The sequence below is a fragment of the Candidatus Pelagibacter sp. Uisw_121 genome (assembly GCF_047722545.1).
In the GTDB taxonomy this organism is placed as follows: domain Bacteria; phylum Pseudomonadota; class Alphaproteobacteria; order Pelagibacterales; family Pelagibacteraceae; genus Pelagibacter.
On sequence record NZ_CP159816.1, the window covers coordinates 769,275 to 794,398 of the forward strand.

At 30.9% G+C, this 25,124-nt stretch carries 26 protein-coding genes; 8 read left to right on the forward strand and 18 right to left on the reverse strand.

Features of this window, described 5'->3' with window-relative positions; all coding sequences use genetic code 11:
* Positions 1-39: 39 nt before the first annotated feature.
* Positions 40-240, forward strand: coding sequence for a DUF2061 domain-containing protein (locus tag ABXT52_RS04145; protein ID WP_168606116.1), 201 nt, complete (start codon positions 40-42; stop codon positions 238-240).
* An 18-nt stretch (positions 241-258) separates the two neighbouring features.
* Here ABXT52_RS04145 and ABXT52_RS04150 read toward each other — a convergent pair whose 3' ends face one another.
* Together ABXT52_RS04150 and ABXT52_RS04155 are read right to left on the reverse strand one after the other, a co-directional pair.
* Positions 259-1,563, reverse strand: coding sequence for a malonyl-CoA decarboxylase domain-containing protein (locus ABXT52_RS04150; RefSeq protein ID WP_415271327.1), 1,305 nt, complete (start codon positions 1,561-1,563; stop codon positions 259-261).
* Between the two features lie 104 nt (positions 1,564-1,667).
* Entirely contained in the window at positions 1,668-2,840 is a 1,173-nt protein-coding gene (locus tag ABXT52_RS04155; RefSeq protein ID WP_415271328.1) for a pyridoxal-phosphate-dependent aminotransferase family protein, read from the reverse strand.
* A gap of 343 nt (positions 2,841-3,183) precedes the next feature.
* Here ABXT52_RS04155 and ABXT52_RS04160 point away from each other — a divergent pair, with 343 nt between their 5' ends.
* Positions 3,184-6,087 (forward strand): FAD-binding and (Fe-S)-binding domain-containing protein, encoded by a 2,904-nt coding sequence (locus tag ABXT52_RS04160; RefSeq protein ID WP_415271329.1) that lies wholly within the window; start codon positions 3,184-3,186, stop codon positions 6,085-6,087.
* On the opposite strand, the gene ABXT52_RS04165 is transcribed toward ABXT52_RS04160, so the two are convergent.
* The 10 genes from ABXT52_RS04165 to dctP all read right to left on the reverse strand — a co-directional run bounded on the left by ABXT52_RS04165 (position 6,084) and on the right by dctP (position 15,738).
* Positions 6,084-7,277 carry a CaiB/BaiF CoA transferase family protein gene (locus tag ABXT52_RS04165; RefSeq protein ID WP_415271330.1) on the reverse strand — a complete coding sequence of 398 codons (1,194 nt, stop codon included), beginning with the start codon at positions 7,275-7,277 and terminating at the stop codon, positions 6,084-6,086. The two genes, ABXT52_RS04160 and ABXT52_RS04165, sit on opposite strands and share 4 nt — an antisense overlap.
* Positions 7,278-7,280: 3 nt before the next feature.
* Positions 7,281-8,063 carry an enoyl-CoA hydratase/isomerase family protein gene (locus tag ABXT52_RS04170; protein ID WP_415271331.1) on the reverse strand — a complete coding sequence of 261 codons (783 nt, stop codon included), beginning with the start codon at positions 8,061-8,063 and terminating at the stop codon, positions 7,281-7,283.
* Entirely contained in the window at positions 8,064-9,347 is a 1,284-nt protein-coding gene (locus ABXT52_RS04175) for a TRAP transporter large permease (protein WP_415271332.1), read from the reverse strand.
* Complete coding sequence (locus ABXT52_RS04180; RefSeq protein ID WP_415271333.1) at positions 9,347-9,856, reverse strand: TRAP transporter small permease; 510 nt, start codon at positions 9,854-9,856, stop codon at positions 9,347-9,349. Before ABXT52_RS04180 ends, ABXT52_RS04175 begins: the two co-directional genes overlap by 1 nt.
* A gap of 44 nt (positions 9,857-9,900) precedes the next feature.
* Positions 9,901-10,875 (reverse strand): TRAP transporter substrate-binding protein, encoded by a 975-nt coding sequence (locus ABXT52_RS04185; protein WP_415271334.1) that lies wholly within the window; start codon positions 10,873-10,875, stop codon positions 9,901-9,903.
* Positions 10,876-11,021: 146 nt separating this feature from the next.
* The gene (locus tag ABXT52_RS04190) at positions 11,022-11,858 is read right to left on the reverse strand and encodes a sulfite exporter TauE/SafE family protein (protein ID WP_415271335.1); all 837 of its coding nucleotides are present in this window, start codon (positions 11,856-11,858) and stop codon (positions 11,022-11,024) included.
* Entirely contained in the window at positions 11,858-12,862 is a 1,005-nt protein-coding gene (gene dusA / locus ABXT52_RS04195; protein ID WP_415271336.1) for a tRNA dihydrouridine(20/20a) synthase DusA, read from the reverse strand. The genes ABXT52_RS04190 and dusA overlap by 1 nt, the downstream gene beginning before the upstream one ends.
* Entirely contained in the window at positions 12,852-14,183 is a 1,332-nt protein-coding gene (locus tag ABXT52_RS04200) for a TRAP transporter large permease (protein WP_415271337.1), read from the reverse strand. The genes dusA and ABXT52_RS04200 overlap by 11 nt, the downstream gene beginning before the upstream one ends.
* Positions 14,183-14,677 carry a TRAP transporter small permease subunit gene (locus ABXT52_RS04205; protein WP_415271338.1) on the reverse strand — a complete coding sequence of 165 codons (495 nt, stop codon included), beginning with the start codon at positions 14,675-14,677 and terminating at the stop codon, positions 14,183-14,185. Before ABXT52_RS04205 ends, ABXT52_RS04200 begins: the two co-directional genes overlap by 1 nt.
* A gap of 50 nt (positions 14,678-14,727) precedes the next feature.
* Positions 14,728-15,738, reverse strand: coding sequence for a TRAP transporter substrate-binding protein DctP (dctP, locus tag ABXT52_RS04210; protein ID WP_415271339.1), 1,011 nt, complete (start codon positions 15,736-15,738; stop codon positions 14,728-14,730).
* 91 nt (positions 15,739-15,829) lie between these two features.
* On the opposite strand from dctP, the gene ABXT52_RS04215 reads away from it, so the two are divergent.
* Positions 15,830-16,975: a CaiB/BaiF CoA transferase family protein gene (locus ABXT52_RS04215; RefSeq protein WP_415271340.1), complete on the forward strand. Its 1,146-nt coding sequence runs from the start codon at positions 15,830-15,832 to the stop codon at positions 16,973-16,975.
* On the opposite strand, the gene rpoZ is transcribed toward ABXT52_RS04215, so the two are convergent.
* Together rpoZ and ABXT52_RS04225 are read right to left on the reverse strand one after the other, a co-directional pair.
* Positions 16,972-17,499 carry a DNA-directed RNA polymerase subunit omega gene (gene rpoZ, locus ABXT52_RS04220; protein ID WP_415271341.1) on the reverse strand — a complete coding sequence of 176 codons (528 nt, stop codon included), beginning with the start codon at positions 17,497-17,499 and terminating at the stop codon, positions 16,972-16,974. The genes ABXT52_RS04215 and rpoZ overlap by 4 nt on opposite strands.
* 43 nt (positions 17,500-17,542) lie before the next feature.
* Positions 17,543-18,751 carry an MFS transporter gene (locus ABXT52_RS04225; RefSeq protein ID WP_415271342.1) on the reverse strand — a complete coding sequence of 403 codons (1,209 nt, stop codon included), beginning with the start codon at positions 18,749-18,751 and terminating at the stop codon, positions 17,543-17,545.
* 14 nt (positions 18,752-18,765) lie between these two features.
* On the opposite strand from ABXT52_RS04225, the gene ABXT52_RS04230 reads away from it, so the two are divergent.
* Together ABXT52_RS04230 and ABXT52_RS04235 are read left to right on the forward strand one after the other, a co-directional pair.
* Positions 18,766-19,632 carry an NAD(P)-dependent oxidoreductase gene (locus ABXT52_RS04230; RefSeq protein ID WP_415271343.1) on the forward strand — a complete coding sequence of 289 codons (867 nt, stop codon included), beginning with the start codon at positions 18,766-18,768 and terminating at the stop codon, positions 19,630-19,632.
* A 6-nt stretch (positions 19,633-19,638) separates the two neighbouring features.
* Positions 19,639-20,238, forward strand: a complete 600-nt coding sequence (locus ABXT52_RS04235) for a pyridoxamine 5'-phosphate oxidase family protein (RefSeq protein ID WP_415271344.1) — start codon at positions 19,639-19,641, stop codon at positions 20,236-20,238.
* Here the strand turns inward: ABXT52_RS04235 and ABXT52_RS04240 are convergent.
* Entirely contained in the window at positions 20,235-20,747 is a 513-nt protein-coding gene (locus tag ABXT52_RS04240; protein ID WP_415271345.1) for a gamma carbonic anhydrase family protein, read from the reverse strand. The two genes, ABXT52_RS04235 and ABXT52_RS04240, sit on opposite strands and share 4 nt — an antisense overlap.
* 20 nt (positions 20,748-20,767) lie before the next feature.
* Between ABXT52_RS04240 and ABXT52_RS04245 the strand changes: the two genes are divergently transcribed.
* On the forward strand, positions 20,768-21,322 hold the full coding sequence (locus tag ABXT52_RS04245; RefSeq protein WP_415271346.1) for a thioredoxin family protein: 555 nt from the start codon (positions 20,768-20,770) through the stop codon (positions 21,320-21,322).
* A complete protein-coding gene (locus ABXT52_RS04250) occupies positions 21,322-22,404 on the forward strand; it encodes a glycosyltransferase family 4 protein (RefSeq protein ID WP_415271347.1) in 1,083 nt (360 codons plus the stop codon). Before ABXT52_RS04245 ends, ABXT52_RS04250 begins: the two co-directional genes overlap by 1 nt.
* Here the strand turns inward: ABXT52_RS04250 and ABXT52_RS04255 are convergent.
* Positions 22,396-23,328 (reverse strand): glycosyltransferase family 9 protein, encoded by a 933-nt coding sequence (locus ABXT52_RS04255; RefSeq protein ID WP_415271348.1) that lies wholly within the window; start codon positions 23,326-23,328, stop codon positions 22,396-22,398. The genes ABXT52_RS04250 and ABXT52_RS04255 overlap by 9 nt on opposite strands.
* 32 nt (positions 23,329-23,360) lie before the next feature.
* Between ABXT52_RS04255 and ABXT52_RS04260 the strand changes: the two genes are divergently transcribed.
* Complete coding sequence (locus ABXT52_RS04260) at positions 23,361-23,750, forward strand: DUF6165 family protein (protein WP_415271349.1); 390 nt, start codon at positions 23,361-23,363, stop codon at positions 23,748-23,750.
* Here ABXT52_RS04260 and ABXT52_RS04265 read toward each other — a convergent pair.
* On the reverse strand, positions 23,712-24,419 hold the full coding sequence (locus tag ABXT52_RS04265) for an ABC transporter permease (RefSeq protein ID WP_415271350.1): 708 nt from the start codon (positions 24,417-24,419) through the stop codon (positions 23,712-23,714). The genes ABXT52_RS04260 and ABXT52_RS04265 overlap by 39 nt on opposite strands.
* A complete protein-coding gene (locus ABXT52_RS04270) occupies positions 24,419-25,111 on the reverse strand; it encodes an ABC transporter permease (protein ID WP_006996681.1) in 693 nt (230 codons plus the stop codon). Before ABXT52_RS04270 ends, ABXT52_RS04265 begins: the two co-directional genes overlap by 1 nt.
* Positions 25,112-25,124 lie beyond the last annotated feature (13 nt).

Sequence of the window (25,124 nt, forward strand, 5' to 3'; positions counted from 1 at the left end):
TGTTTCATAAGCAAAATCTATTATAAGCTAAACTATATTATGGCTGATAAAAAAATACGATCCGTTGCTAAAACATTTTCATGGAGACTTTTTATATTTATCTACTGGGTAATATTTGGGTATATTTTTACTGGTAGTTTTAAAGGAGCTGGAATACTGGGGTTAGGCTCAATAATTCCTCTCTTTTTTTATTATTTTCATGAAAGAATTTGGAACAAGGTTAAGTGGGGTCTTAACTAAATAAAAATTAAAGTATCTTTATAAATATTTCTTTATTTTACTAGATACAATTATTTTGTTATTATTTACATAATTTTCATGATTTTTTTCAATATTTGTAAGCTCATAAAGATAGTTGACCATTACCCCAAAAGATCTTTTAAAACCAACTTCAGAAATATTTGCATTAACAATTATATCATCAACAATTGCTCCATTACCTAAATGAAATCGACTAACATCATTAAGCGGTAATCCTTTATTATTTTTTTCATTAACTATGTAATGAGCTACTAATTTTGTTATAGCTTCTTTATTTTTTACAATTCTGTTATCACCTAATTTCAAATCTTTTGACTTTAAGAAGGAAACATCTTTATCCTTCAAATTTTCTAAAATATTTTTAATCTTAACTTCATCTAAATAGCTAAACCAATCAACAAAGCCTGGTATGGGCGATAAAGTTCCAAAGTTTTTAATATGAGGTAGCTCCTCTTGTATTTCATAAACAACTCTTTTAATTAAAAAATTACCTAACGTAACTCTTGATAAACCCTCTTGGCAGTTACTAATCGAATAAAAAGTTGCTGTATCATAACTTTTTGAGTCACTTGTTGATGGCTTCATTAATTCTTGGATAGATCTACCTAACCCTTTAGTAAGTGCAACCTGAACAAAAATAATAGGTTCATCTTCAAGGGCTGGGTGAAAGTATGAAAAAAATCTTCTATCTTCGCCTAATCTTCTTTTAAGTTCATTCATGTCTTTTATTTGATGAACTCTTTCATATTTAATTATTTTTTCTAAAACGGCTGCTTTAGTATCCCATGTAATTTTTTCAAGCTTAAGAAATCCAGGATTGAACCAAGCTTTAAATAAATATCTCAAGTCATCATCTAATGCCTTAAGATCTTTGTTATCTTTTAAAATTTTAATCAAATCCTCTCTCAAAGAAACTATTGCTGAAGTTCCGTTAGGGGCCATATTCATCCTTGTAAAAAGCTCTCTTCTACTTCCCTCAGAAACTCTAAATAAGTGTGATAAATTTTTTTCATTTTGTGAACTTTTATAAATATCAATCGCTTCATTAACCTTCATAAAACTTGGCTTATTTTTTTCATTTATTTTTTTAAAGAACAAAAGTTTATTTTCAACAGATAAGGTTTGATATAATTCAATAATATTTCTTGCAACCGTAATACCAAACGCAGCACCTTTGTGTGAAATCAAATCATCACATAAAGATATGATGGATTCTAAGTCATTTTTTTTAGTATTTTTTATACTAAAAAGTTTTTGACCTGCATCAGCAATGGATGAAATTATCTCTTTAAAATTAAACATAATTAATTATATAATATTTAAATATTCAACTAAAGATCTAATAGAAACATCTAGTGAAAAATTTATACTGTTAAAGTTTAAAAAAGTAATTTTTTACTTAATTTTTAAGAAAGATATTCGAGAGCTTTAAGTATGCCACCTTTTTTATAAGGTATTTTAGATTTCATTAAACCCATCTCAACTCCTGCTAACGTTCCAGCGAGCATTAGTTCATTAAAATCACCTAAATGACCAATTCTAAATATTTTTCCAGCAACTTTTGCTAATCCTGCCCCTAAAGACATATTATAATCATCCAAGATTATTTTTCTTAGTGCGTCTGCGTCATGACCTTCTGGAACAAGAACTGCTGTTAATGTACTAGAATATTCTTCTGAGTTTTTACAAAGTACTTCTAGCCCCCAAGCATTCACAGCTATCCTGGTTGCTTCAGCAAATCTTTTATGTCTACTAAATACATTTTCTAAACCCTCTTCCATAAGCATATTAATCGCTTCATCTAATCCGTATAACAAGTTTGTAGCTGGCGTGTATGGAAAATGACCTTTTTTATTACTCTCTATCATTGGCTCCCAATCCCAATAAGATTTAGGTAAGTCTGAGTTTTTATAAGCCTCTAAAGCTTTTGAGCTTATCGCATTAAAAGAAAGCCCTGGAGGTAATAATAAACCCTTTTGAGATCCACCAACTGTAACATCTACTTTCCATTCTTCATGCCTATAATCAATTGATCCTAAAGAAGATATTGTGTCTACAAATAATAAGGCTGGATGATTTGCATTATCCATTGCTTTTCTTATTTCACCAATTCTACTAGTTACACCTGTGGAAGTTTCATTGTGTACAGCACAAACTGCTTTAATTTTTTTTTCTTTATCTTCTTTTAATTTCTGTTCAACAATATTTGGATCTACACCTGTTCTCCAGTCACCTTTAATAAAATCTATTTCTAATCCAAATTTTTCTGCAATATCATACCAGAGAGTAGAGAAATGACCCGTTTCAAACATTAAAATCTTATCGCCGACACTTAAAGTATTAACCATTGCAGCTTCCCAAGCACCAGTACCTGAGGCTGGAAAAATTATTACAGGTTCAGAAGTTTTAAAAATTAATTTAATTCTATCCAATACTCTTAAACCTAATTCTGCAAAATCAGGTCCTCGATGATCAATGGTAGGATAATCCATTGCTCTTAGAACTCTATCCGGCACGTTTGTTGGTCCAGGTATTTGCAAAAAATGTTTACCGGGTCTAATAATATTTGAAATTGGCATAATGCTGTATAAGCTAAAGTTATTATATAATCAAGGTCAACAAACCTTAGAATCTTAAATCTATAATTAAGAATGTTAGAGTGCCTAAAGGATTTAAGCAAACCACAATTGCTACATAAACGCACCATTAGCTGCATCTACTCCCGTAGGAAGAATTGATGAATCATTTGATGATGAAAAAGGTCCTTTGCAAGTTCAATTATTTGAAAACTCTCATAAAATTAATAATAGATGGGTATATTTGAATGAAAAGCCTGGTTTAGGATTAGAAATTTCTTAAACTGCGTTAAAAAAGTTTGGTAAATTAGTTTACAAAAAATAAATAAACCTCTATCAAACTTTAATGGGTATAAGCGCAAGTCAAATTCAAAAAATTGGTAAAGAGATTAGTAGTAAGGTTGAAGGAAAAACTTTATTCGACGAATTTTCTAGAGGAAGATATAGTACTGATGCATCTGTTTATCAGATTAAGCCTATAGGTGTAGTTTTACCAAAAGATACTAATGATGTGTTAAATCTGATGGAATATTCTCAAAAAAATTCAATTCCATTGTTAGCTAGAGGTGGTGGAAGTTCTCAATGTGGACAGACAGTTGGCGAAAGTATTGTTTTAGATTATTCAAAGCATCAGAATAAAATTTTAGAAGTAAATTTAGAGGAAAAATATGTTTGGGTAGAACCAGGTGTTGTATTAGATCACCTAAATGCACAACTAAAACCTCATGGATTGTGGTTTCCGGTTGATGTATCTACTAGTAGTAGAGCTACGATTGGTGGAATGTCTGCAAACAATTCTTGTGGCTCAAGATCCTTATATTATGGAAATATGGTACATAATGTTTTGGCAATAGAAGCAATTTTAGATGATGGCTCTATATCTACATTTGATCACGTTGATAAAAATTTTTTATCTGCAAAAAATGATCAAGACAAATTATATAAAATAATAAACAAGTTTATTGATGTAAGAAAAAACGTAAGTTCTGAATTAAATGAACATTGGCCTACAACACAAAGAAGAGTTGGTGGATATAACATAGATTTAATTGATCCAAATGGATTTAATTCATCACATTTACTAGTTGGATCAGAAGGAACGTTATCTTTATTTAACAAGATTAAATTAAAGCTATCTGAATTACCAAAAAATAAGATACTGGGTGTTTGTTATTTTGATAATTTTCATCAAGCCATGGAAATATCTCAAGAAATCGTAAAATTAAAACCAACATGTGTTGAGTTAATGGATCAAAATCTATTGAATTTAGCAAAAGATATTCCTATGTATGCAGAAGGAATAAAAAAATATATCAAGGGGAACCCTGCTGCTGTATTGATGGTAGAATTTATAGATACAGATCAAAAAGTTTATGAAAAAAAAATAAATGACCTGGAATACATTGTTTTAAGCCAAAATAAAAAAAATCAATTTAAATATTATTCTGACCTTAATGAGCAAAAAGAAGTTTTTGATATAAGAAAAGCCGGGCTAAATATTCTAATGTCGATGAAAGGTGATAAAAAACCAGTTGCCTTTATTGAAGATTGTGCTGTCTCGCTTGAACATTTGGCAGATTACACAGCAAGCTTAAACGAAATATTTAAAAAATATGGCACAAGTGGAATGTTCTATGCTCATGCATCTGTTGGAACCTTGCACGTAAGACCTGTTTTAAATATGAAATCAGATAATGACATAAAAAATATGAAATCTATATCTGAGGAAGCATTTGCTATAGTAAAAAATTATAAAGGATCACACTCTGGTGAACATGGAGATGGTATTGTGAGATCTGAATTTCATAAAATGATGTTTGGAGAAAAAATTACAAAAGCTTTTGAAGAAATAAAAGATACATTTGATAAAAAAAATCTTTTAAATCCTGGTAAAATTGTAAGACCGCTCACTTCAAACGATAGGTCACTAATGAGATATAAGTCTGGTTATCAGGCTGAAAAAATTAATACACATTATGATTGGTCTGATTGGGGACAATTGTCAGATGCTGTGGAAATGTGTAATAATAACGGTGCATGTAGAAACCTTGACTCAGGTGTAATGTGCCCTTCATATCGAGTAACTAAAGAGGAAAAAGACTTAGTTAGAGGTAGAGCAAACACACTTAGATTGGCATTATCAAATCAATTACCCGAAGGATCGTTTGTCTCTAAAGACATGTTTGAAACGATGGAGCTGTGCGTTAGCTGTAAAGCTTGTCAAAGAGAATGTCCAATGTCGGTAGATATGGCCAAGATGAAGAGCGAATTTCTTTCTCATTACTACAAAAAATTTAGAATGAGAATTAAAGATAAGGTTATTTCAGAGATGCCAAAGATGATTTGGCTTTTAAAGATCATTGCTCCAATATTCAATAAAGTCAAAAATCTACCTATAATTTCAACAATTATTGAACAATTTGGTTTTACAACAAAAAGAGAAATGCCAGAGGTACAAAGTCAGGATATTTTAAAGAAAATATATACTGAGCAATTAATATCTGAAAAAAAATTAATATTATTTGCAGACACTTTTAATATAAATTTTGAAAATCAAAATTTAATATATGCTATAAAAGTATTAAACAAACTAGGTTTTCAAACAATCATACCAAGTTATGATAAAGATAATTTAGATAGACCTTTATGCTGTGGAAGAACCTACATTTCTTATGGTCAATTAGATAAAGCAGCAAATGAATTAAATCGATTTAATGATTATATCATTAAAAATAATTATTATGATTTACCTGTTGTTGGAATTGAGCCTTCTTGCTTGCTTACTTTCAGTGATGAATATCAAAAATTAAAAGACGTAAAAAATAGAGAAAAAATAAAAAATAAATTTTATTTATTGGAAGAATTTATATTAGAACACATTGAAAATAATAATAATATTAAGATTAATAAATTTGACCAAAACGTATTAATACACGGTCATTGTCATCAAAAATCTCAAGATAGAATGAAAGGCCTTAAAAATCTTTTATCTAAATTAAAGATTAATAACAAAATGATAGAATCCAGTTGTTGTGGTATGGCTGGATCATTTGGTTACGACAGTAAACACTATGAAATATCAAAAAAAATGGCAAATTTATCCTTGATACCTGCGGTAAACAATAGTGATGAAAAAGATTTTATTATCGCAAATGGTACTAGCTGTAGACATCAAATTTCAGATTTATCTGATAAAAAAGGTAAACATGTTTCTGAATTACTATTTAAAATTTTTGAAACTGTAAATTAAAGTATTACTTTTCTATTATAAAAATCTTCTATCTCTTCGTGCTTGTAACCAAAACTCAGCATAATTTCTCTTGTGTGTTCGCCTAAATTAGGTGCACCTTTTGATTTTTCTGTTTTACTTTTTGAAAACTTGATTGGCATACCAATAGCCTTGCTTTTGCCAGCTTTTTTATTATCAACTTCAATTATCATTTCCCTATGAATTGTTTGTGGATCTTCAAACATTTCTGTAATAGAATTTATAGGTCCACATGGTAAACCATTATTATCAAATATTTTTAGCCATTCATCTGATGTTTTTTTTAAAAGTTCAGTATTAAGTATATCTACAAGCTGAGAAATATTTTTCTTTCTACTTAGGTTTGATGAAAACATTTCATTTTCTTGAAGATCTTGACGATTAATAGCCTTTAATAGCATTAACCATGTGTTTTGATTAGAAGCTCCCACTGTAATCCATTTATCTTTAGTTTTAAAAGCTTGATAAGGAGCAGTTAAAGGATGTGCAGATCCAAGTGGTCCAGGAGATTGTCCAGTAGCACCAGCTATAGCTGATTGCCAATAAGTATGAACTATACCAGCTTCAAATAAAGATGTATCAACTTTCTGACCTTCTCCAGTTTTTTCTCTATGAATTAATGCTGCTAAAATTCCACTTGAAGCCAGCAAACCGGCCGTAATATCTGTGATGGGTGCTCCAACTTTCATTGGGGGCTTATCTTTGCTCTCTCCAGTTATGCTCATTAGTCCGCTCATTCCTTGAGCAACTAAATCAAACCCTCCTTTATCGGCATAAGGACCAGTTCTACCATATCCAGAAATTTCACAGAGAATTATTTTAGGATTAATTTTAGACATCACATCATAACCAATACCTAATTTTTCTAATGTACCTTTTCTAAAATTTTCTAAAACTACATCGGAGTTTTTAACCATTTCTTTAAAAATTTTAATTCCATCTTTATCTTTTAAATTTAAAGCAATTCCCTTTTTATTTCTATTCATCATCATAAATGCTGCAGCTTCTCCATTAATCTCGGGGGGGAGAAAATTTCTAGTATCATCTCCAGCAGGTGTTTTTTCTATCTTTATAACTTCAGCTCCAAGATCGGCTAATAATAATCCACAAGTTGGGCCAGCCATAATTTGTGCCATTTCCAAAACACGAATACCCTTCAATGAAGTTGTCATTTATTATTTATTTTTGAATTTAGGTTTTGTTTTATTCAAAAAGGATTTATACCCAATTTTAAAATCTTCAGTATCGTAACATTTATAACCAAGATTGTTTATTTTTTCAGTCACCTTACCGTTCTTTAAAGTATTTCTTGCAAATTGCTTATGCCATCTTGTAACTTTTGGTGCTCCTTCACATATTAATTCTGCTGATTTATAAGCTTCTTTTTCAACATTTTTGTCATCAACTACTCTGTTAACAAGTTTTTTCTCAAATGCTTCTTCTGCACTAAATACCCTACCCTCAAATAAAATTTCCATAGCAGTTGAATAATTAGTTACTTTTAAAAGAACTTCTAATTCTTTTGCAGCCATTGTTAAGCCTAATCTTTTAATTGGAATTCCAAATCTTGAACTTTTACCACAAATTCTAATATCACAACATGCTGCTATTTCTAATCCACCACCAACACAAATTCCTTCTATTAGGGCTACAGTCGGTATTGGACAATTAAATATTTCGCCTAAAGTTCCATGTAAAAATTTGCCATAAGATTTTGCTAATTTTGATGATGATCTTTCTTTTTTAAATTCCCCTATATCATTACCTGGTGAAAAAGATTTTTTACCTTTGCCTCTTATAATTATGCATCTTAAGTCTTTATTTTTAGATAACTTTTTGAATATTTCTCCAAGCTCTATCCACATGGGCTTGGTCATTGCATTCAGCTTTTCTGGTCTGTTTAAAATTACTTCAGATAAATGACTATTTATTTTATTAAGCTCAATTAATTTATGCATTTAACTCCTATAAAAGTATTCAACTAGTGTCATTGGTATGGCTGGTACATAGGTCACTAAAAGCAGCAATATTACCAAAACACTTATAAAAATAAGATTTTCTCGTGTTACATCCCAAATATCCTCTTTTGCTACAGAGCATGCAGTTGCTAAAACGCTTGCAACGGGAGGAGTTTGTTGTCCAATTGCTAAATTTAAAGTGACTATTATACCAAAATGAACTGGATCTATACCCACAGCATAAACTAAAGGCATAACGATAGGGACGGTAAGAATTATCGCTGCTACAGAATGCAAAAAGAAACCAATAACTAGAAGAAAAACATTTAATATGGCTAAAACAGCATACTTATTATTTGTAAAGTCCATAATTGATGCAGCAATTTTTTGTGGAAGTTGTTCGACTGTTAAAAATTCACCTAGTAGTACTGAAGCTGCTACCAATAACATTACTGATGACGTTTGAATTGCTCCTTCAGTTGCTGCTTCATAAAGTCTTTTAAAATCTACCTCTCCATAAACTAAACCAATAACTAGTGACGCTACAACCGCCAAACCAGCACCCTCTGTTGCCGTTACAACACCACCGAAAATACCCCCCAAAATAATTATAGGTAGTAAAAATGCTAATGCTGCTTCTCTTGCAGTTTTTCTAACATTTGCAAGATTAAATGTTTCTTCAACTGGAAAATTTTTTCGTCTTGCTGTGATATATGCAGCTAACATTAAAAAAAAACCACCAATTACACCAGGAACAATTCCAGCTACAAATAATTGTACTACTGAACTTTGTGACATCACCGCATAAACAATCATTGGTATGGATGGTGGAATAATAATTGCTAAAGATGCTGAAGATGATGTGACTGCAGCAGCAAATGCTCCTGGATATCCTTTTTTCTTCATGGCTGGAATTAAAATTGAACCTAATGCAGCAACATCTGCGACTGCTGACCCAGAAATTTCTGCAAAAAACATTGAGGTTGCAATGTTGATCATACTTAAACCACCCTTAATAAACCCAACAAGAGCAGAAGCAAATGCTATCAACCTTCTAGAAATACCAGCACTATTCATTATTGAACCAGCTAGAATAAATAAAGGTATTGCTATCAGTGGAAATTTCATTGATCCATCAAACATAACAATTGCAGTATCGATTAAAAAACTTGTTCCAGACTTTAATACCATTGCAACTATTGTTGTTACAGCTAGACCAATAGCGATAGGAACATTTATAGATAAAATAAATAGTAACACTAAAAACATTGTTAAAATTAACATCAAATATCCCCTGTTTGTTCAATGTTAGTTGTTTGAAGAACTAAATTTTTATAATCCTCTGGAATTCTTAAAGTTTCAGATAAAATGAATAAACATGCTGCAACTGGTATCACTGATTGTACAAAAATTTGAGGAACCCACTCTAAAGTCACTAATGTTTCTCCTCCAATAAGTGTTAAAACTTTATACCCATAATAAGCTAACAATATCAAAAAAGCATAGATAACAAATTTGGATAATACGAAAAATATTTTTCTTAAAACTAATGGAAATGCTTTAAAAATACTAGGTACGCTTATATGCGCTCCTTTTAGTGATGCATATGCTGAGCCATAATACGTTATCCAAGCAAGTTGAACCGCTGCAACTTCATCATACCAAACTAAAGCGCTACCAGCAAAACGGAACGAAACACCAAGTAATACTGTTACCGCAAGGGCTACCATCATTATGAACAGTATAAATTTTAAAAAACTTTCGTATGAATTTATAAATTTTTTTAATGTCATATATTTTTCTAGGCCCTCAGAAAGAGGGCCTAATACAAATTAGATTAATTTGCTAAAGATGATACTTTTTTAATTAACGCACCACCAGTTGATACTTCTGATGCGAATTGATCATATATTCCTTTACTTGCTGCGATAAAAGCTCCTTTATCAGCAGTGTTTACTTTAACTCCAGCTGACTCAATTACTCCTAGTAAAGATTTTTCAAGTCTAGCAGCTTCTTCATAAACAAACTTTTGCGTGTCTTGCGCAGCTTGTTCCAAAATAGCTCTTACATCCGCAGGTAGTTTGCTCCAATGATCTTTATGTACTGCTACATAAGCAGGAGTGTAAACGTGACCTGTAATAGATAGATATTTTTGTACTTCTTGAAACTTAGCACTAGCTATTTGAGCATATGGGTTTTCTTGACCATCCATTGTCCCAGTTTTCAAAGCTGTAAAAACTTCTGAAAATGACATTGGAGTAGGATTTGCACCATATGATTGGAACATTTTGACTCTCCATTTTGACTTAGGAGTTCTTAATTTAATTCCTTTTAAGTCATTTGGTTTATCTATTGCTCTTACATTGTTTGTAATATGTCTAAAACCATTTTCCCAAACTGCTATAACCTGATAACCAGTTTTAGCCTCAAGATTTTTGAACATTCCAGGTAATACTTGGCTTTCAACTTTGTTCATGTGCTTTCTATCTTTGATGATAAATGGCATATCAAAAACACCAAACTCATCATGAATTGACGCCATGACAGACGATGGCAACCACATATCTACAGTGCCTAATTTTAGTTTTTGCATACCTTGTTTATCTTTACCAAGTTGCGAAGAACCAAATACACTTACTTTACCTTTGCTACCTAATCTCTCATTTGCAAGTTTAGCAAAATGATCAACTGATGCAGAAAATAATGAACCAGGTTTACCCACGTGTCCAAATTTTACTTCAGTTGAATTAACTGCCAAACTTAAAAAAAATGATGAAAATAAAACAACAATTATTTTATTAAATTTACTCATATTATCTCCCTCTAAGTTAATTATTCTACAGAAAACCTATCTAAAATATGAAAAGATATCTAGTAATTAAAATGGTTAAATTGACACCAGTTATCTTGTTTTTGTAAATATAAAAGGGTTTGTCTTAATAAATTAATTGGTAAAATTTAATTTATAGACAGATACTCGATAAAAGATCTTATTGAAACTATAATTAAAAAAGTACCAAAAATTTTACTCAATAATTTTTTATCAATCTTATATACTGTTTTAGCACCAAGTCTTGCCATAACCATTGTTACTGGCACAAATACTATAAAACCTAATAAATTAATGTATCCAAAGCTAAAAGGAGTATTAATATTATCTATTAATTTTCCACTAATAATCATTGTTATAGTTCCACTAATAGCTATTAATATACCTGTTGCTGCAGCTGTACCAATTGATTTTCTTATATTATAACCAATTGTTCTCATAAAAGGTACCATTAAAGATCCACCTCCAATGCCAAGAGGTACAGAAAAAAAACCAATAACAACTCCTGAAACATTTTTTACTAGCTCAGGTATTTTTTTTGGATTTTCCACCAATGCTTCTCTTAAAAAAATAAAAAACAATCCAATCATAAAAGCAAAAATTGAAAAAAATAAAACTAAAGTAGGAGTATCTAAATTTACCACTAAGAAGGTTCCTAGAATTACCCCAATTAGAATAAAAATACCAAACGATTTTACCATTTTAAAATCAACCGCATCATGCTCCATGTGTGTTTTGGTAGAAATTATTGATGTTGGAACTATTATTGCTAAAGAAGTTCCAACTGAAAGGTGCATTCTTGTAGCAATATCAAAATCAAGAACAGTAAATGCATAATATAAAGCTGGAACCATTATAATTCCACCTCCAACCCCAAGTAATCCAGCCATGAATCCCGCAACAGCTGCAGATATAGCAAGAACTGCTAATAAATTGATTATGTCTCCGAAATTTAAATTCTCCATTATGAGTTAGCTTGATTAGCTTTCTCGTTATTTTGCACAATAGTCATTATGTGTTTTGATTTTTGAAAATCAGAATCTCTTGCCATCATATTATCACTTAAATATCTCTTCCATTCTTTTGAGCCTATTTGACCATGATATAATCCAACAGTATGTCTCATAATATGATTTACTTTTGTTCCAAGCTTAACTTCTTTTTCAAGGTACTCTAAAAGTTTTGCAGCCACCTCCTCTCTTGTTGGCTGTTTTTTTTTTTCAAAAATTTCATTTTCAATCTCAACTAAAGAATAAGGGTTTTGATATATAGATCGACCAATCATCACTCCATCACATAAAGTTAAATGGTTTTTAATTTCATCAATTTTTGAAATACCTCCATTAATAATAATTTCTAGATCTGGATTTTCTTCTTTAACTTTATAGACCATTCCATAGTTCAGTTTTGGAATATTCAAATTTTGCTTTGGTGACATTCCAGTTAAAATAGCTTTTCGAGCGTGTAATATAAAAGTCTTACAACCTGAAGCTTTCATTTTAAGTATGAAATTATTTAAATAATCAAATTCTTCAGTATCATCAAATCCTATTCTAGTTTTTGCAGTAACTGGAATATTGCAAGCATTAACCATTGAATTAATACACTCTGCAACAAGATCTGGTTCTCTCATCAAGCAAGCACCAAACATATTTTTTTGAACTTTTTTACTAGGGCAACCTAGATTGATATTAATTTCATCATAACCCATGTCCTCTGCAATTTTTGCAACTTCTGCTAATTCTGCTTTATCAGATCCACCCACCTGTAATGCTAAAGGCTTTTCTTCAGGACTAAAAGACAATATTTTTTTTTGGTCTCCATGAATAGCTGACTTTGTTGCAACCATTTCTGAATACAACATAACATTCTTGCTCATCAATCTTAGAAAGTAACGATCATGACGATCAGTACAATCCATCATTGGTGCTACTGAAATTTTTCTGTTAATTTCTTTTTTAATATCCAAGAGGTTTACCCATTAGTTTATCAGGTAACCACGTTACTATCTCAGGGAAGATGCATAATATTATTATCGACAAAACCATCATCATCATAAATGGAAATGATCCCCTTAAGATTGTAGATAGACTAACATCTGGTGTAATACCTTTTATAATATAAAGATTTAATCCAACGGGTGGTGTAATTAAACCTATTTCCATGTTTATTGTAAATACTATTGCAAACCAATAAGGATCAAAACCCAGTGTAGTAATAACAGGCAATAATATTGCTGAAGTCATTACAATAACTGCAACAGGTGGTAAAAAGAATCCTGCAACAAGTAAAAATACATTAACCATTAAAAAGATCATCCATTTATTGCTACTTAATTCAATCATACTTTGCGCAAGCGATTGAGTTACGTAAAGTTGTGATAATGTAAATGCGAAAAGATATGAAGCTGCAATAATAAACATTATCATCACACTCTCTTTCATTGAAACTTTAACGATATTCCATATTTTTTTTGGCTGATAAATTTTGTAAACAACTGCAATCATTACAAAAACTAAAAACGCTCCAACCCCTGATGCTTCTGATGGTGTTGCAACACCGCCGTACAATACATATAAAACTCCAACAATAATTGCTAGGAATGGAAAAATTCTTGGAAGAACTTCAAATTTTTCTCTCAATGTTGGTGGTTTTCTGTTTCTTAATAATTTAGCTGCATTTTTGTCAATGAAGTAACTATGTATTAATGCCCAAACAGCAAAAAGACTTGCCAACATAAAACCAGGAACAATACCTGCTAAAAATAATCTTCCAATAGAAGTTCCTGTTGCCATTCCGTAGACAATTAAAACTATACTTGGTGGAATTAAAACCCCAAGTGTTCCTCCGGCTGCGATTGTACCAGTAGCTATTTGATCTGAGTATCCTCTTTTTCTCATTTCAGGAATTCCCATAGTTCCAATAGCAGCACACGTTGCAGGACTTGACCCACTCAAGGCTGCAAAAATTGAACATGCACCAATATTAGAGATTACTAAACCACCAGGAACTCTCCATAACCATCTATCAAGACCAGTATAAAGATCTTTACCTGCAGGAGAATTGGCTACAGCCATACCCATAAGAATAAACATTGGGATTGATAGTAAAACAAATGAATTTAGTCCTGCATAAAAGGTTTCAGCAAAAACATCTAGCATTTGAAATCCTTCAAAAGCAATTAATAAAGCAATTGATACAAAACTTAAACCAAAAGCAATTGGAATTCCTGAAAACAAAACTATTAAAGTAAAGATAGCAACTATTAGTGCAATCATTAAAGGATCCATTATCTTAAATCTCCTTCATCAAATAGTTTAATTATCTCAGCAATATATTGAAGTATCATTAATAGTGAGCCTATTAACATTGAAGAATAAGGTATCCATAATGGAGGATCCCAAACTGTTCCTGTAGTGTAATTTTTGATAAAAGCTTCCTCTACCATTAAAAAACCAAAATAAAATAGTATTAAAAAAAAACCTAAACTTATAAATGAGGTAAAAATCTTTAATTTAATAATATTTCTGTTTGATAAAAAATCGTAAATCCACTCCATGCTTACATGAGCTTTTTCGCTTAAAACATAAGCACTTCCAATAAAAGTAGAGGCAACAAGTAACATGGTTACTAATTCAGTTTGCCAAGTAATTGCACGTTGAAAAAAATATCTTTCAAAAACAAGCTCAACAATTACTAAGATAGACAAAATTAATGCCCCTACAGCAAAAGCACCACAGGCTTGAGAAGCATAATGACAAAAATTAAGATATTTATTTTTCATAAAAAAAACCCCCATTTATTTTCGTAAATAGGGGTTCTTTATATATTATTTTATTTAACTGCTAAAGCCATTTCCATAAGCTTAGCACCACCTGGTACTTGCTCAGCAAATGCTTTGTGAGAAGTTTTCTTAGCTATTTCTATCCATGCAGCATGATCTGCTTCAGACATATATACTAATTCAACACCAGCAGCTTTATAAGCATCTTCAAATTTTTTATCTAAATTTGATACTTGTGCTGTCATATATTTCTCAGCTACTTTTCCAGCTTTCATAAGAGCTTTTTGTTGCTTAGAACTTAAAGCATCAAAAGACTTCTTAGACATAAGGATCGGCTCATACATAAACCAAAGGCCAAATTTTCCTGGAGGTGTTGCACATTTAACTTGTTCATAAATTTTGTAACTAACAAAACTTCCTGAACTAGTATTAGCACCTGTTAATACACCTGTTTGTAGACCTGTATAGATTTCTGAAGATGGCATACTTTGAATACCAGCTCCTGCACCTTCTAACATTTGGTTAAATGCTTTTCCAGCAGCTCTCATTACTTGCCCCTTAACATCAGATGGGTTTCTAATACATTTAGTTTTTGAAGCAAAACCACCACCTAACCAAGCATCAGATAAAACAACTACACCTGCATCATTAATAATTTTTTTAATCTCTGTCATCATTGGAGATTTATTAAATCTTAAAGCGTGGTCATGGTTTTTAACTGTTCCTGGCATTAAAGTTGCACTAAATTCTGGGTGAAACTTTGATGCATATCCCAAAGGGAAAGCAGATATATCTAATTGACCAGTAGTCATTGGTTTCCACTGTTCTTTAGGTTTGTATAAAGATTTTGCTGGATAAATTCTAACATCAATGTCAACATTAGCTTTTTTTACTTCATCAGCAATAATTTGTACCATTTCATGACGTGGGTCAAAAGATCCATCAGCTCTAGGTGTACCAGGCCATTGGTGACTTGCTTTTAACGTTATCGCATAAGCAGAACCAACTGTTGATAAAACTAAAACTAACGCTGTAAAATATAAAGATATTTTTTTAAACATTATTATTCCTCTCATTAGTTATTTTAATGATGCATATAATTAAAGTTCTTGGTAAGAGTCAATACTACACAAACACGCTATTGTACAAAATATGGATGGTCCTTTAAAAAACTTATTAGTTCTTGATTTAACTAGAGTGCTAGTTGGTCCTTATTGTACAATGATGCTCTCAGATCTAGGTGCGCGAGTGATAAAAGTTGAAGCGCCAGAAGTTGGTGACGACTTTAGAAAATTTGGACCATTTATTGAAGATTATTCAGCTTATTTTATGTCACTAAATAGAGGAAAAGAAAGTATTGCTCTAAATTTAAAAAACGAGGATGACAAAAAAATATTTGATAAGATTTTAGCTAAAGCAGATATCCTGGTTGAAAATTTTAAACCAGGTACATTAGAGAAATGGGGTTATGGTTGGAAAGATGTTTGTAAAAAATACCCTAGACTAATTTATGCATCAGCATCAGGATTTGGACAAACTGGTCCTTTAAAAGAATTACCTGCTTACGATATGGTTGTTCAGGGTATGGGTGGTTTAATGAGCGTTACCGGTCAACCCAATTCTGAACCAACAAGAGTTGGTACTTCTATTGGAGATATTACTGCGGGCTTATTCACAACCGTTGGAATTAATGCAGCACTTTATGATAGGGAAAAAACTGGCAAAGGAACTTTTATTGATGTTTCAATGTTGGATTGTCAAATTGCAATTTTAGAAAATGCTATTGCAAGGTACCTTGCAAAAAATGAAATACCTAAACCAATGGGATCACGTCACCCATCCATTGCTCCTTTTGAAGCATTTAAAACAAAAGACAGTCACATCATTATAGCAGCTGGCAATGAAAAGTTATTTGAAAAACTTTGTAATGTTTTAGATATTACTGAAGTTTCTAAAGACCCAAAATTTAATACAAATTCATTACGATCAGAAAATATGGACGACCTTAAAAAGATACTTGAAGATAAGCTTATTGTTAAAAATACTGGTGAGTGGGTAAGCGAAATGGAAAAAGAAAAAATTCCATGTGGACCAATCTTTAATATTAAAGAAGCTGTTGAAAATCCACAAGTTGAAGCAAGAAACATGATTGTTAAAGCACATCACAAAGTTATTGGTGATTTTAAATTAGCAGGCAATCCAATTAAAATGTCTAATTATAAAGATGAGACAACACGTGGTGATATTCCTGACTTAGACGAACACAGAGAAAAAATCTTAAAGGAATTTAATAATTAACTGTTAGGTTCAGTTTCTTCTGAACTATCTTCTGTAGTTTCAGTTTCAGCTATTTGATCTAAAGAAACTTCAGTTTCTTCACTAGCAACTTCAAGTTCTGGATTAACTTCTACTTCGGGCTCTGCTTTTGCAGTTAATTCTTCTAAATCTTCGGGTGCAACTTGAATTTTTTCAGGAATTTTTCTAGCTCTTTTAGATGGTAAAATAGGTGTTCCACTTTTAGAAATTTCACCTTTGTACATACTTTCAAAATCATCACCAATAATTTCATCATCATCAGTACCGTCGTCAACTTGTTCAACGTGTTTTCTAAGTTTATGAATAGCGCTATCCGTTAAATCTGAAACTTTAATAGTATCCGCTGCAATCTCTCTTAAAGATATGACTGTATTCTTGTCATTATCTCTATCAAGTGTAGGCTCCAATCCTGAATTTAATTGAACTGCTCTTTCTTTTGCAACCAATACTAATTCGTAAGGACTTTCTACTTTATCTATGCAATCTTCCACGGTTACTCTAGCCATGCGCAGTGTCTATACAGTAGTTAAAAAAAAATCAAGGATAATTCTATAAATAATCAGGATTAAGCTTGTTCTTTATGACGAATAACAGCGATATTGCGATTAAAATATAAGATCCTGAAACTAAAGCGATTTGCTCAATAGAAAAGCTATTATCAATCAAAATTCCAAAGAGCGCTGTACCAAATGCAGTTGAAAATACCATTAACGCAGTTGTCAGTGCTTTAATGGAACCAATATACTTAACTCCATAAATCTCAGCCCAAGTAGCAGAACCCAGAACGTTTGCTAATCCATTTGAAATTCCAATTAAACCTAAAAAAATAAATGATGAAATTGGTGAGTTAAAATAATAAAGCACAAACGTTGAGACCAATAAAGGAATGTTCATATAAATTATTAATTTTCGACTACTAAACTTATCAATTAAAAAGCCTGTCAAAAATAAAGTCAAAACTGATAAAATTGAATAGACCATAAAGGATTGAGCAATAACATAAGGTCCCCAACTTTTAGATGATACTATAAAAGATTGATAAACAAATGTACCTGTTGCAATCCAAGGCATCGCTAACATGCTTAAACATATAATATAAAAACGGTAATCTTTTAAAACCTCACCTCTAGTCCATTGTTTTATATCTTTATTTTTAATATTTGTCGTACCAGATGCTTCCCTTGAATCTAATTTAACATTTTTAACCAATGTAACGATAACTATAGGTAAAATGATAATAACCAAAATTGAAATTGCTATCCAAATATTTCTCCAATCAATAAACGTTAATAAAAAGATAATCAATAAGGGTAAAATAAATTCAGCTAACGATAATCCAAGCCAAGTTGTACTTAAAGCTCGTCCCCTAGTCCTTTCAAAAAACCTTGAAATTGTAGTTGTTGCTGTATGAGACATTAATCCCTGCCCCGATAGTCTCATTAAAAAAATTGATAAAAATAAAAAAGCTACTGAAGAAATTTTAGAAAATAAAAAACAAGAGATCGCTAGTAAAGCGATGACATAAGATGCAAATTTTAAAATATTAAAGTCATCAATTTTTTTACCAACCCAAACAAGTATAAAACTACTTAATAAAGTTGCAGACGCATATATAGATCCAAACTGACCATGAGTAATCGAAAGTGCGTCCCTTATGCTTGAATTAAACAGTCCTAGAAAAAAACTCTGTCCAAAACTTGAAAAAAATGTAAAGATAAAACCAAATAAAATTACTTTAAAATTTAAACTTTTAAACATAGGAAATAAAAATTATGAGCAATGTTGCATTTATAGGTTTAGGTGTCATGGGTTATCCAATGGCAGGATATATATCAAAAGCAGGCCACAATGTAACTGTTTATAACAGAACTGCTGCAAAAGCTGACAAATGGGTTACTGAATATAAAGGTTTAAAAGCAGATACTCCTGCAAAAGCCGCTGAGGATGCTGACTTTATATTTACCTGCGTTGGTAATGATAATGATTTAAGAGAAGTAACTTTCGGTGACAACGGTATCTTTAAAACAATTAAAAAAGGTTCAGTTTACATTGATAACACGACCGCTTCTGCAACAATTGCTAGAGAAATTTATACTCATTCATTAAAAAATGAATTCGGTTTCTTAGATGCACCCGTATCAGGTGGTCAAGCTGGTGCTGAAAATGGTGCTCTAACTGTTATGATTGGTGGAGATCAAGCAAACTTTGATAAAACAAAAGATATTATTAATTGTTATAGCAAAAAAATGAAATTATTAGGTGGTGCGGGTAATGGTCAATTAGCAAAGATGGTTAACCAAATTTGTATTGCAGGTCTAGTTCAAGGTTTATCAGAGGCGATTAACTTTGGAAAAAAAGCAGGCTTAAACATGGAAGATGTAATTGAAGTTATATCTAAAGGTGCTGCTCAATCTTGGCAAATGGAAAACAGATACAAAACAATGATTGATGATCAGTTTGAATTTGGTTTTGCAGTTGATTGGATGAGAAAAGATTTAAAAATCGCAATGGATGAAGCTAAAAATAATGGCTCACAACTTCCGGTAACTGAAATCGTTGATAAGTATTACGGTGAAGTTCAAGAAATGGGTGGAAAACGTTGGGATACTTCTAGTTTGATTAGAAGACTTAGTAAATAATCTATAATGCAGCCAGCATACTACGAAGATTTTGAAGAGATCAAAAATAAGATCTGGTCAATGCTGGACAATGCTATCAAAGATAGAGGTTCTCAATTTAGAATTCCTGTATTTATTTGTGGTGGCCAAGATGACTTTGATGGAAGAATAGTAGTCCTTAGAAAATCAGATCGAGAAAATAATTTTATCCAATACCATAGTGATATCAGATCTAATAAAATTGATAAATTAAAAGTAAATAAAAATGCAGCAATGCTGTTTTATGACAAGGATGAGAAGATCCAAGTTAGGCTTAAAGTTGAATGCACCGTTAATCATGAAAATGATATTACTAAACAGTCTTGGTTAAAAACAGGACACATGAGTAGAAAGTGTTATTTAGTAGATAACGGACCAGGAACAGTGTCTGAAACTCCTACTTCAGGATTAAAACCTGAGTTAGATAATTTTGAATTCACTATGGAGCAAAGTGAGGCGGGTTATAAAAACTTTACTGTTATTCAATGTAAAATTAAAAGTATTGAGTGGCTTTATTTAGCAGCTAAAGGTCATCGTAGAGCTAGATTTGATTTGGAGAATAACAAAGATACCTGGCTAATTCCTTAAAAAACTGATTTAGAATATTTTTTCCAGTTATCCTGGTAGTGAATAGCATTTTCAGTGATTGACTTTGCTTCTTCAGTTGAGACTTGTCTTACAATTTTACCGGGGGATCCAACCACTAAAGAATTGTCGGGTATAACTTTATTTTCTGTGATCAATGCATTAGCTCCTATGATGCAATTTTTTCCAATCTTTGCGCCATTTAAAATTACAGCACCAATTCCAATTAAAGAATTGTCTTCAATGGTGCATCCATGCAGCATAACTAAATGACCAATAGTTACATCTTTACCAATTTTTAATGGGTAACCTGGATCGGTATGCAATACACTGCCATCTTGAACGTTTGATCCTTCACCAATGTGAATATTTTCAACATCACCCCTTAAAGTAACATTAAACCAAATACTGGTATTTTTTTCTAAAGTTACATCACCAATGATAGATGCATTAGATGCAGACCAATTTTCACCAAAATTTTTAACTTTTTTATCTTCCAAATCATAAAACATAACTTATATATTATTATAACATGCCGTTAAAAACTCCAATATGTGATTTCGGACAAACTGCTAAAAGCTTTGAATTAAAGTCAACTAATAACAAAATTATTAAATTAAATGACGTTAAAGGGATAAATGGAACTTTGGTTATGTTTATTTGTAACCACTGCCCTTATGTAAAAGCTGTTATTAAAGACATTGTTGAAGATTGTAAAAATTTAAAAGAATTAGATATTACAGCAGTAGCCATATGCTCTAATGACACAATAAATTATCCTGAAGATAGTTTTGAAAATATGATTGAATTTGCAAAAAAACATCAGTTTAATTTCCCTTATCTATTTGATGAAACTCAAAATGTTGCAAAAAGTTATGATGCTGTGTGCACTCCAGATTTTTTTGGATACAATAACAATTTAGAACTACAATACAGAGGCAGAATAAGAGAATTAGATAATTTAAAACCAGTAAGAGCTGGTGATAGTGATTTATTTATAGCAATGAAACAAATAGCTGAAACGACCAAAGGTCCTGAAACACAAATTCCAAGTGCTGGCTGCGGTATTAAATGGTTAGATAATTAATGTATTTAATAGTTACAAAAACGTTTCCTCCAGAAGTTGGAGGTATGCAGAATTTAATGTGGGGTTTAGCAAATGAACTTTCAAAACACTACATGATAAAAGTATTTTCTGATTATCATGAAAATCATAAATTGTTTGATGAGCAAGTTTCTTTTTCCATAGAACGTGTTGGTGGGATAAAACTACTTAGAAAATACAGAAAAGCTCAATTGATTAATGAATTTATTAAAAAAAATAAAATTGATGGCATTATCGCTGATCATTGGAAAAGTTTAGAGCATCTTAAAACTAATAAAAAAAAGATATGCTTAATCCATGGTAAAGAAATTAATCATCAGAAAGATACCTCTCTTAATCAAAGAGTATTAGAGGTTTTAGATAATGTTGAAACTATTGTTGCTAATTCTGAGTATACTAAAAATTTAGCTATTTCATTGGGTGTTAAACAAGATAAAATTATAGTTATTAATCCTGGTGTTGATCTTGTTGAAGAATTAAATAAAAAAACTTTAGATAAAGTAGAGAATTTATTAAAGCATAAGTCTCCAAGACTTATTACCGTTTCTAGATTTGATAAAAGAAAAAACCATGAAAAAGTAATCATGGCTCTTAGGAATTTAAAACAAATCTACCCAGGTATTATCTACATTTGTGTGGGTTATGGTGATGAAGAAGAAAATATCAAAAAATTAGTAGCAGAACTAGGTCTTCAACCCCAAGTAATGTTTTTTAAAGATATTTCTAATGAATTAAAAAATGCATTAGTTGCTAAATCAGATATTTTTGTAATGCCTTCAGTTTTTCATAAAAAATCTGTTGAAGGATTTGGTATCGCTTATGTTGAGGCTGCACAATATGGATTGCCCTCTCTTGGAGGAAAAGATGGAGGTGCAGCAGATGCAATCGAACATGAGAAAACAGGTTTAATATGTGATGGCAATGAATTAGATGAAGTTTATTCATCAATCAATTTGATGTTAGAGAATAATAAATTCCATGAATATGGAAAAGCTGCCAAAGAAAATTCTACTAAATTTAAGTGGAGTACTATTATTGAAGAATATAAAAAAATATTAAATTAATATTTTTTCAAAAACTTTACTTGCACTTAATTTTTCTAAATCATCAACTTGTATTGCTTTAAAATTTTCTCGCTCAATACTAACTTTAAAAGCTGTTGTGTGTTTACCGAATAAGGTCAAACCTTTTACTCCAAGATGTGCTGAAATATGAGATGGACCTGTATCATTTGCAATAACAAATGAACTTTCTTTAATCAAACCTGCAAGTTGAGGAATATCTAAAGCCTCACCTTTGTCTAAAATTGAGACAGCATTAATGTTTTTTGTATCATCAATTTCAGAGGGACCAGGGGCTACTACTACTTTAATTTGATCTCCATATTTATTTTTAATCAACTCTATTAGTTCATTGTAATGGGGCCATTTTTTGTGAGCTAGATGAGTCGAACAAAAAGGAAATAAAACAATATATTTATCTAAATTAAATTCTTGTTTAATTTTATCAATATTAGTTACAGTCCAATTAAAGTTAGGTTTCATAGTGTGTTCAGTTTTAATTCCAGAAGTTTTAAGTTGATGATCAAATCTATTCAAAACTGGGTCCTTATCAAACTCCTCTTTTGAAATATTACTTGGTAAGGTAGTTTCTGAACTAGACCAAGTATTAAAATTTGCTTTTGGAAATAAAATATTTTTATAAAATTTTGTTCTAGATGAGTTTTGTAAATCATAAACTTTTTTTAAATTAAGTTTCTTTAAAGTCCTCATTAACAAATATAGGTAAATTAAATTAAATCTTGATTTACGATTGTCTAAAATAACATTGTGCACAATTGGGTTTTTTCTAAATAATTCAAAATACGGTTTTGTTGTTAATATATGTATTTGATCTTCTGGGTGGTTTTCAGAAATATCTTGAATTGCCCCACATGCTTGGGCTATATCTCCTAAAGAACCATGTTTGATAATTAAAATATTAGACATATTTCTAACAACTTAACATAGTATGAATTTTTATGAATAAAATTCTAATTGAAGTATCGGTTGGTGAACTTTTGGATAAAATTTCTATTTTAGAGATTAAACAAGAAAAAATTAAAGACCCTGAAAAACTGAAATTTATTAATACTGAACATGGTATTTTAAAAGATCAATTAGACAACAATGTTAAGTCTGATGAAAAACTTAATACTCTTTTCCAGTCACTAAAAGATATCAATGCAAAGTTATGGGTGATTGAAGATGATAAAAGATTGTGTGAAAAAAATTATGATTTTGCTGAAAATTTTATAAAACTTTCAAGAGATGTTCATTTTTTAAATGATGATCGCGCTAAGATTAAACTAGAGATAAATATTCACACAGGCTCAAAAATTAAAGAAATTAAAGAATATACTTCTTATTGAAAACAATATTTTTTTTTCTAAATATTTTATCAAGTTGTGAATGATAAAAGTCATAAATAAATAAATACCACCTGCTAAAATAAATACCTCTAAGGGTTTATAAGTGGTTGATACAATGTGTTTAGCAACACCCGTAATATCCATTAAGGTTACCGTGCTTGCAAGGGATGTACCCTTCATCATTAATATAATCTCATTACCATAAGCTGGTAAAGATTGTCTGATCGCTACTGGAATTTGAATTTTATATAAAATAATTTTGCTTGATATCCCCAAACTTTTACCTGCTTCTATAATTCCAGGTTTAATAGTTTGAAAAGCTGATCTTAAAATTTCTGAAGTATAAGCTCCTGTATTTAAAGCAAATGCAATGATTGCACACCAATAAGGTTCTTTTAATATGACCCAAAGAAAAGTTGATCTTAACCATTCGATTTGTCCAAGACCATAATAAATTATAAATATTTGGACCAATAAAGGAGTTCCTCTAAATAAATAAGAATACCCGTAGGCAAACTTATTTATAAATGGGTTTTTATTTAATCTTAATACTGCAAATAAAAATCCAATAAATAAACCTATGATTAAAGATGCTGATAATAACTTTAAGGTTATAGCTGCTGCACTAAGTAGCTTTGGCAAACTTGTTATCATTAAATCAAAATCCATTAAAAGCCTCTACTGTATTTGACTTCAAGTCTGTTAATTAGTTTCATGCTCAAAAATGTAAGCATCAAATATAAAACTGCTGCAAAACAATAAAAGAATAAAGGATCTCTAGTAGAGCCTGCTGCAATATAAGATTGTCTCATAATTTCAACTAAACCTGTAACTGATATTAAAGATGTATCTTTTAAAGTGATCTGCCAAACATTACTTAAGTTCGGAATAGCAAGCCTTAACATTTGAGGTAGAATTATTTTATAAAATTGTACAAATTTACTAACCCCTAAAACTTTGGCTGCTTCAAATTGGCCTTTATCTATTGATTGAATTGCACCTCTAAATACTTCTGTTGAATAAGCCCCCGATATAATACCGATTGCAACTGAACCCGTAATAAATGCATTAATTTCTATATATTCAAAGTAGCCAAAAATTGAAGCAACGTACATTATTGCTCCACTGCCTCCAAAAAAGAAAAGGTAGATTACTAATAATTCTGGAACTCCTCTAATTACTGTGGTGTACGTATTTCCAATAAAATTTAGAAATTTATTATTTGATAATTTAAGTGGTGTAAAAATTAATGAAAATAAAAAACCAATTAACATTGCAGTAACTGCTACTGCAATTGTCATTAGAGTTGCATAAAACAACTCGTCTCCCCAGCCTGTTTTTCCGAATGATAAAAGATCCATATCGAAAGGGCGA

Bases quoted from the DNA above. Each gene is read 5' to 3' on its own strand.
- ABXT52_RS04265 (WP_415271350.1), bottom strand. From the start codon at position 24,419: ATGGATTTTGATTTAATGATAACAAGTTTGCCAAAGCTACTTAGTGCA.
- ABXT52_RS04240 (WP_415271345.1), bottom strand. From the start codon at position 20,747: ATGTTTTATGATTTGGAAGATAAAAAAGTTAAAAATTTTGGTGAAAAT.
- ABXT52_RS04165 (WP_415271330.1), bottom strand. From the start codon at position 7,277: ATGACAACTTCATTGAAGGGTATTCGTGTTTTGGAAATGGCACAAATT.
- ABXT52_RS04205 (WP_415271338.1), bottom strand. From the start codon at position 14,677: ATGAAAAATAAATATCTTAATTTTTGTCATTATGCTTCTCAAGCCTGT.
- ABXT52_RS04255 (WP_415271348.1), bottom strand. From the start codon at position 23,328: ATGTCTAATATTTTAATTATCAAACATGGTTCTTTAGGAGATATAGCC.
- ABXT52_RS04200 (WP_415271337.1), bottom strand. From the start codon at position 14,183: ATGGATCCTTTAATGATTGCACTAATAGTTGCTATCTTTACTTTAATA.
- ABXT52_RS04150 (WP_415271327.1), bottom strand. From the start codon at position 1,563: ATGTTTAATTTTAAAGAGATAATTTCATCCATTGCTGATGCAGGTCAA.
- ABXT52_RS04160 (WP_415271329.1), top strand. From the start codon at position 3,184: ATGGGTATAAGCGCAAGTCAAATTCAAAAAATTGGTAAAGAGATTAGT.
- ABXT52_RS04235 (WP_415271344.1), top strand. From the start codon at position 19,639: ATGCAGCCAGCATACTACGAAGATTTTGAAGAGATCAAAAATAAGATC.
- dctP (WP_415271339.1), bottom strand. From the start codon at position 15,738: ATGTTTAAAAAAATATCTTTATATTTTACAGCGTTAGTTTTAGTTTTA.
- ABXT52_RS04170 (WP_415271331.1), bottom strand. From the start codon at position 8,063: ATGCATAAATTAATTGAGCTTAATAAAATAAATAGTCATTTATCTGAA.
- ABXT52_RS04190 (WP_415271335.1), bottom strand. From the start codon at position 11,858: ATGGAGAATTTAAATTTCGGAGACATAATCAATTTATTAGCAGTTCTT.
- ABXT52_RS04155 (WP_415271328.1), bottom strand. From the start codon at position 2,840: ATGCCAATTTCAAATATTATTAGACCCGGTAAACATTTTTTGCAAATA.
- ABXT52_RS04245 (WP_415271346.1), top strand. From the start codon at position 20,768: ATGCCGTTAAAAACTCCAATATGTGATTTCGGACAAACTGCTAAAAGC.
- ABXT52_RS04215 (WP_415271340.1), top strand. From the start codon at position 15,830: ATGGATGGTCCTTTAAAAAACTTATTAGTTCTTGATTTAACTAGAGTG.
- ABXT52_RS04270 (WP_006996681.1), bottom strand. From the start codon at position 25,111: ATGGATCTTTTATCATTCGGAAAAACAGGCTGGGGAGACGAGTTGTTT.
- ABXT52_RS04230 (WP_415271343.1), top strand. From the start codon at position 18,766: ATGAGCAATGTTGCATTTATAGGTTTAGGTGTCATGGGTTATCCAATG.
- rpoZ (WP_415271341.1), bottom strand. From the start codon at position 17,499: ATGGCTAGAGTAACCGTGGAAGATTGCATAGATAAAGTAGAAAGTCCT.
- ABXT52_RS04250 (WP_415271347.1), top strand. From the start codon at position 21,322: ATGTATTTAATAGTTACAAAAACGTTTCCTCCAGAAGTTGGAGGTATG.
- ABXT52_RS04180 (WP_415271333.1), bottom strand. From the start codon at position 9,856: ATGACATTAAAAAAATTTATAAATTCATACGAAAGTTTTTTAAAATTT.
- ABXT52_RS04145 (WP_168606116.1), top strand. From the start codon at position 40: ATGGCTGATAAAAAAATACGATCCGTTGCTAAAACATTTTCATGGAGA.
- ABXT52_RS04185 (WP_415271334.1), bottom strand. From the start codon at position 10,875: ATGAGTAAATTTAATAAAATAATTGTTGTTTTATTTTCATCATTTTTT.
- ABXT52_RS04260 (WP_415271349.1), top strand. From the start codon at position 23,361: ATGAATAAAATTCTAATTGAAGTATCGGTTGGTGAACTTTTGGATAAA.
- ABXT52_RS04175 (WP_415271332.1), bottom strand. From the start codon at position 9,347: ATGTTAATTTTAACAATGTTTTTAGTGTTACTATTTATTTTATCTATA.
- ABXT52_RS04225 (WP_415271342.1), bottom strand. From the start codon at position 18,751: ATGTTTAAAAGTTTAAATTTTAAAGTAATTTTATTTGGTTTTATCTTT.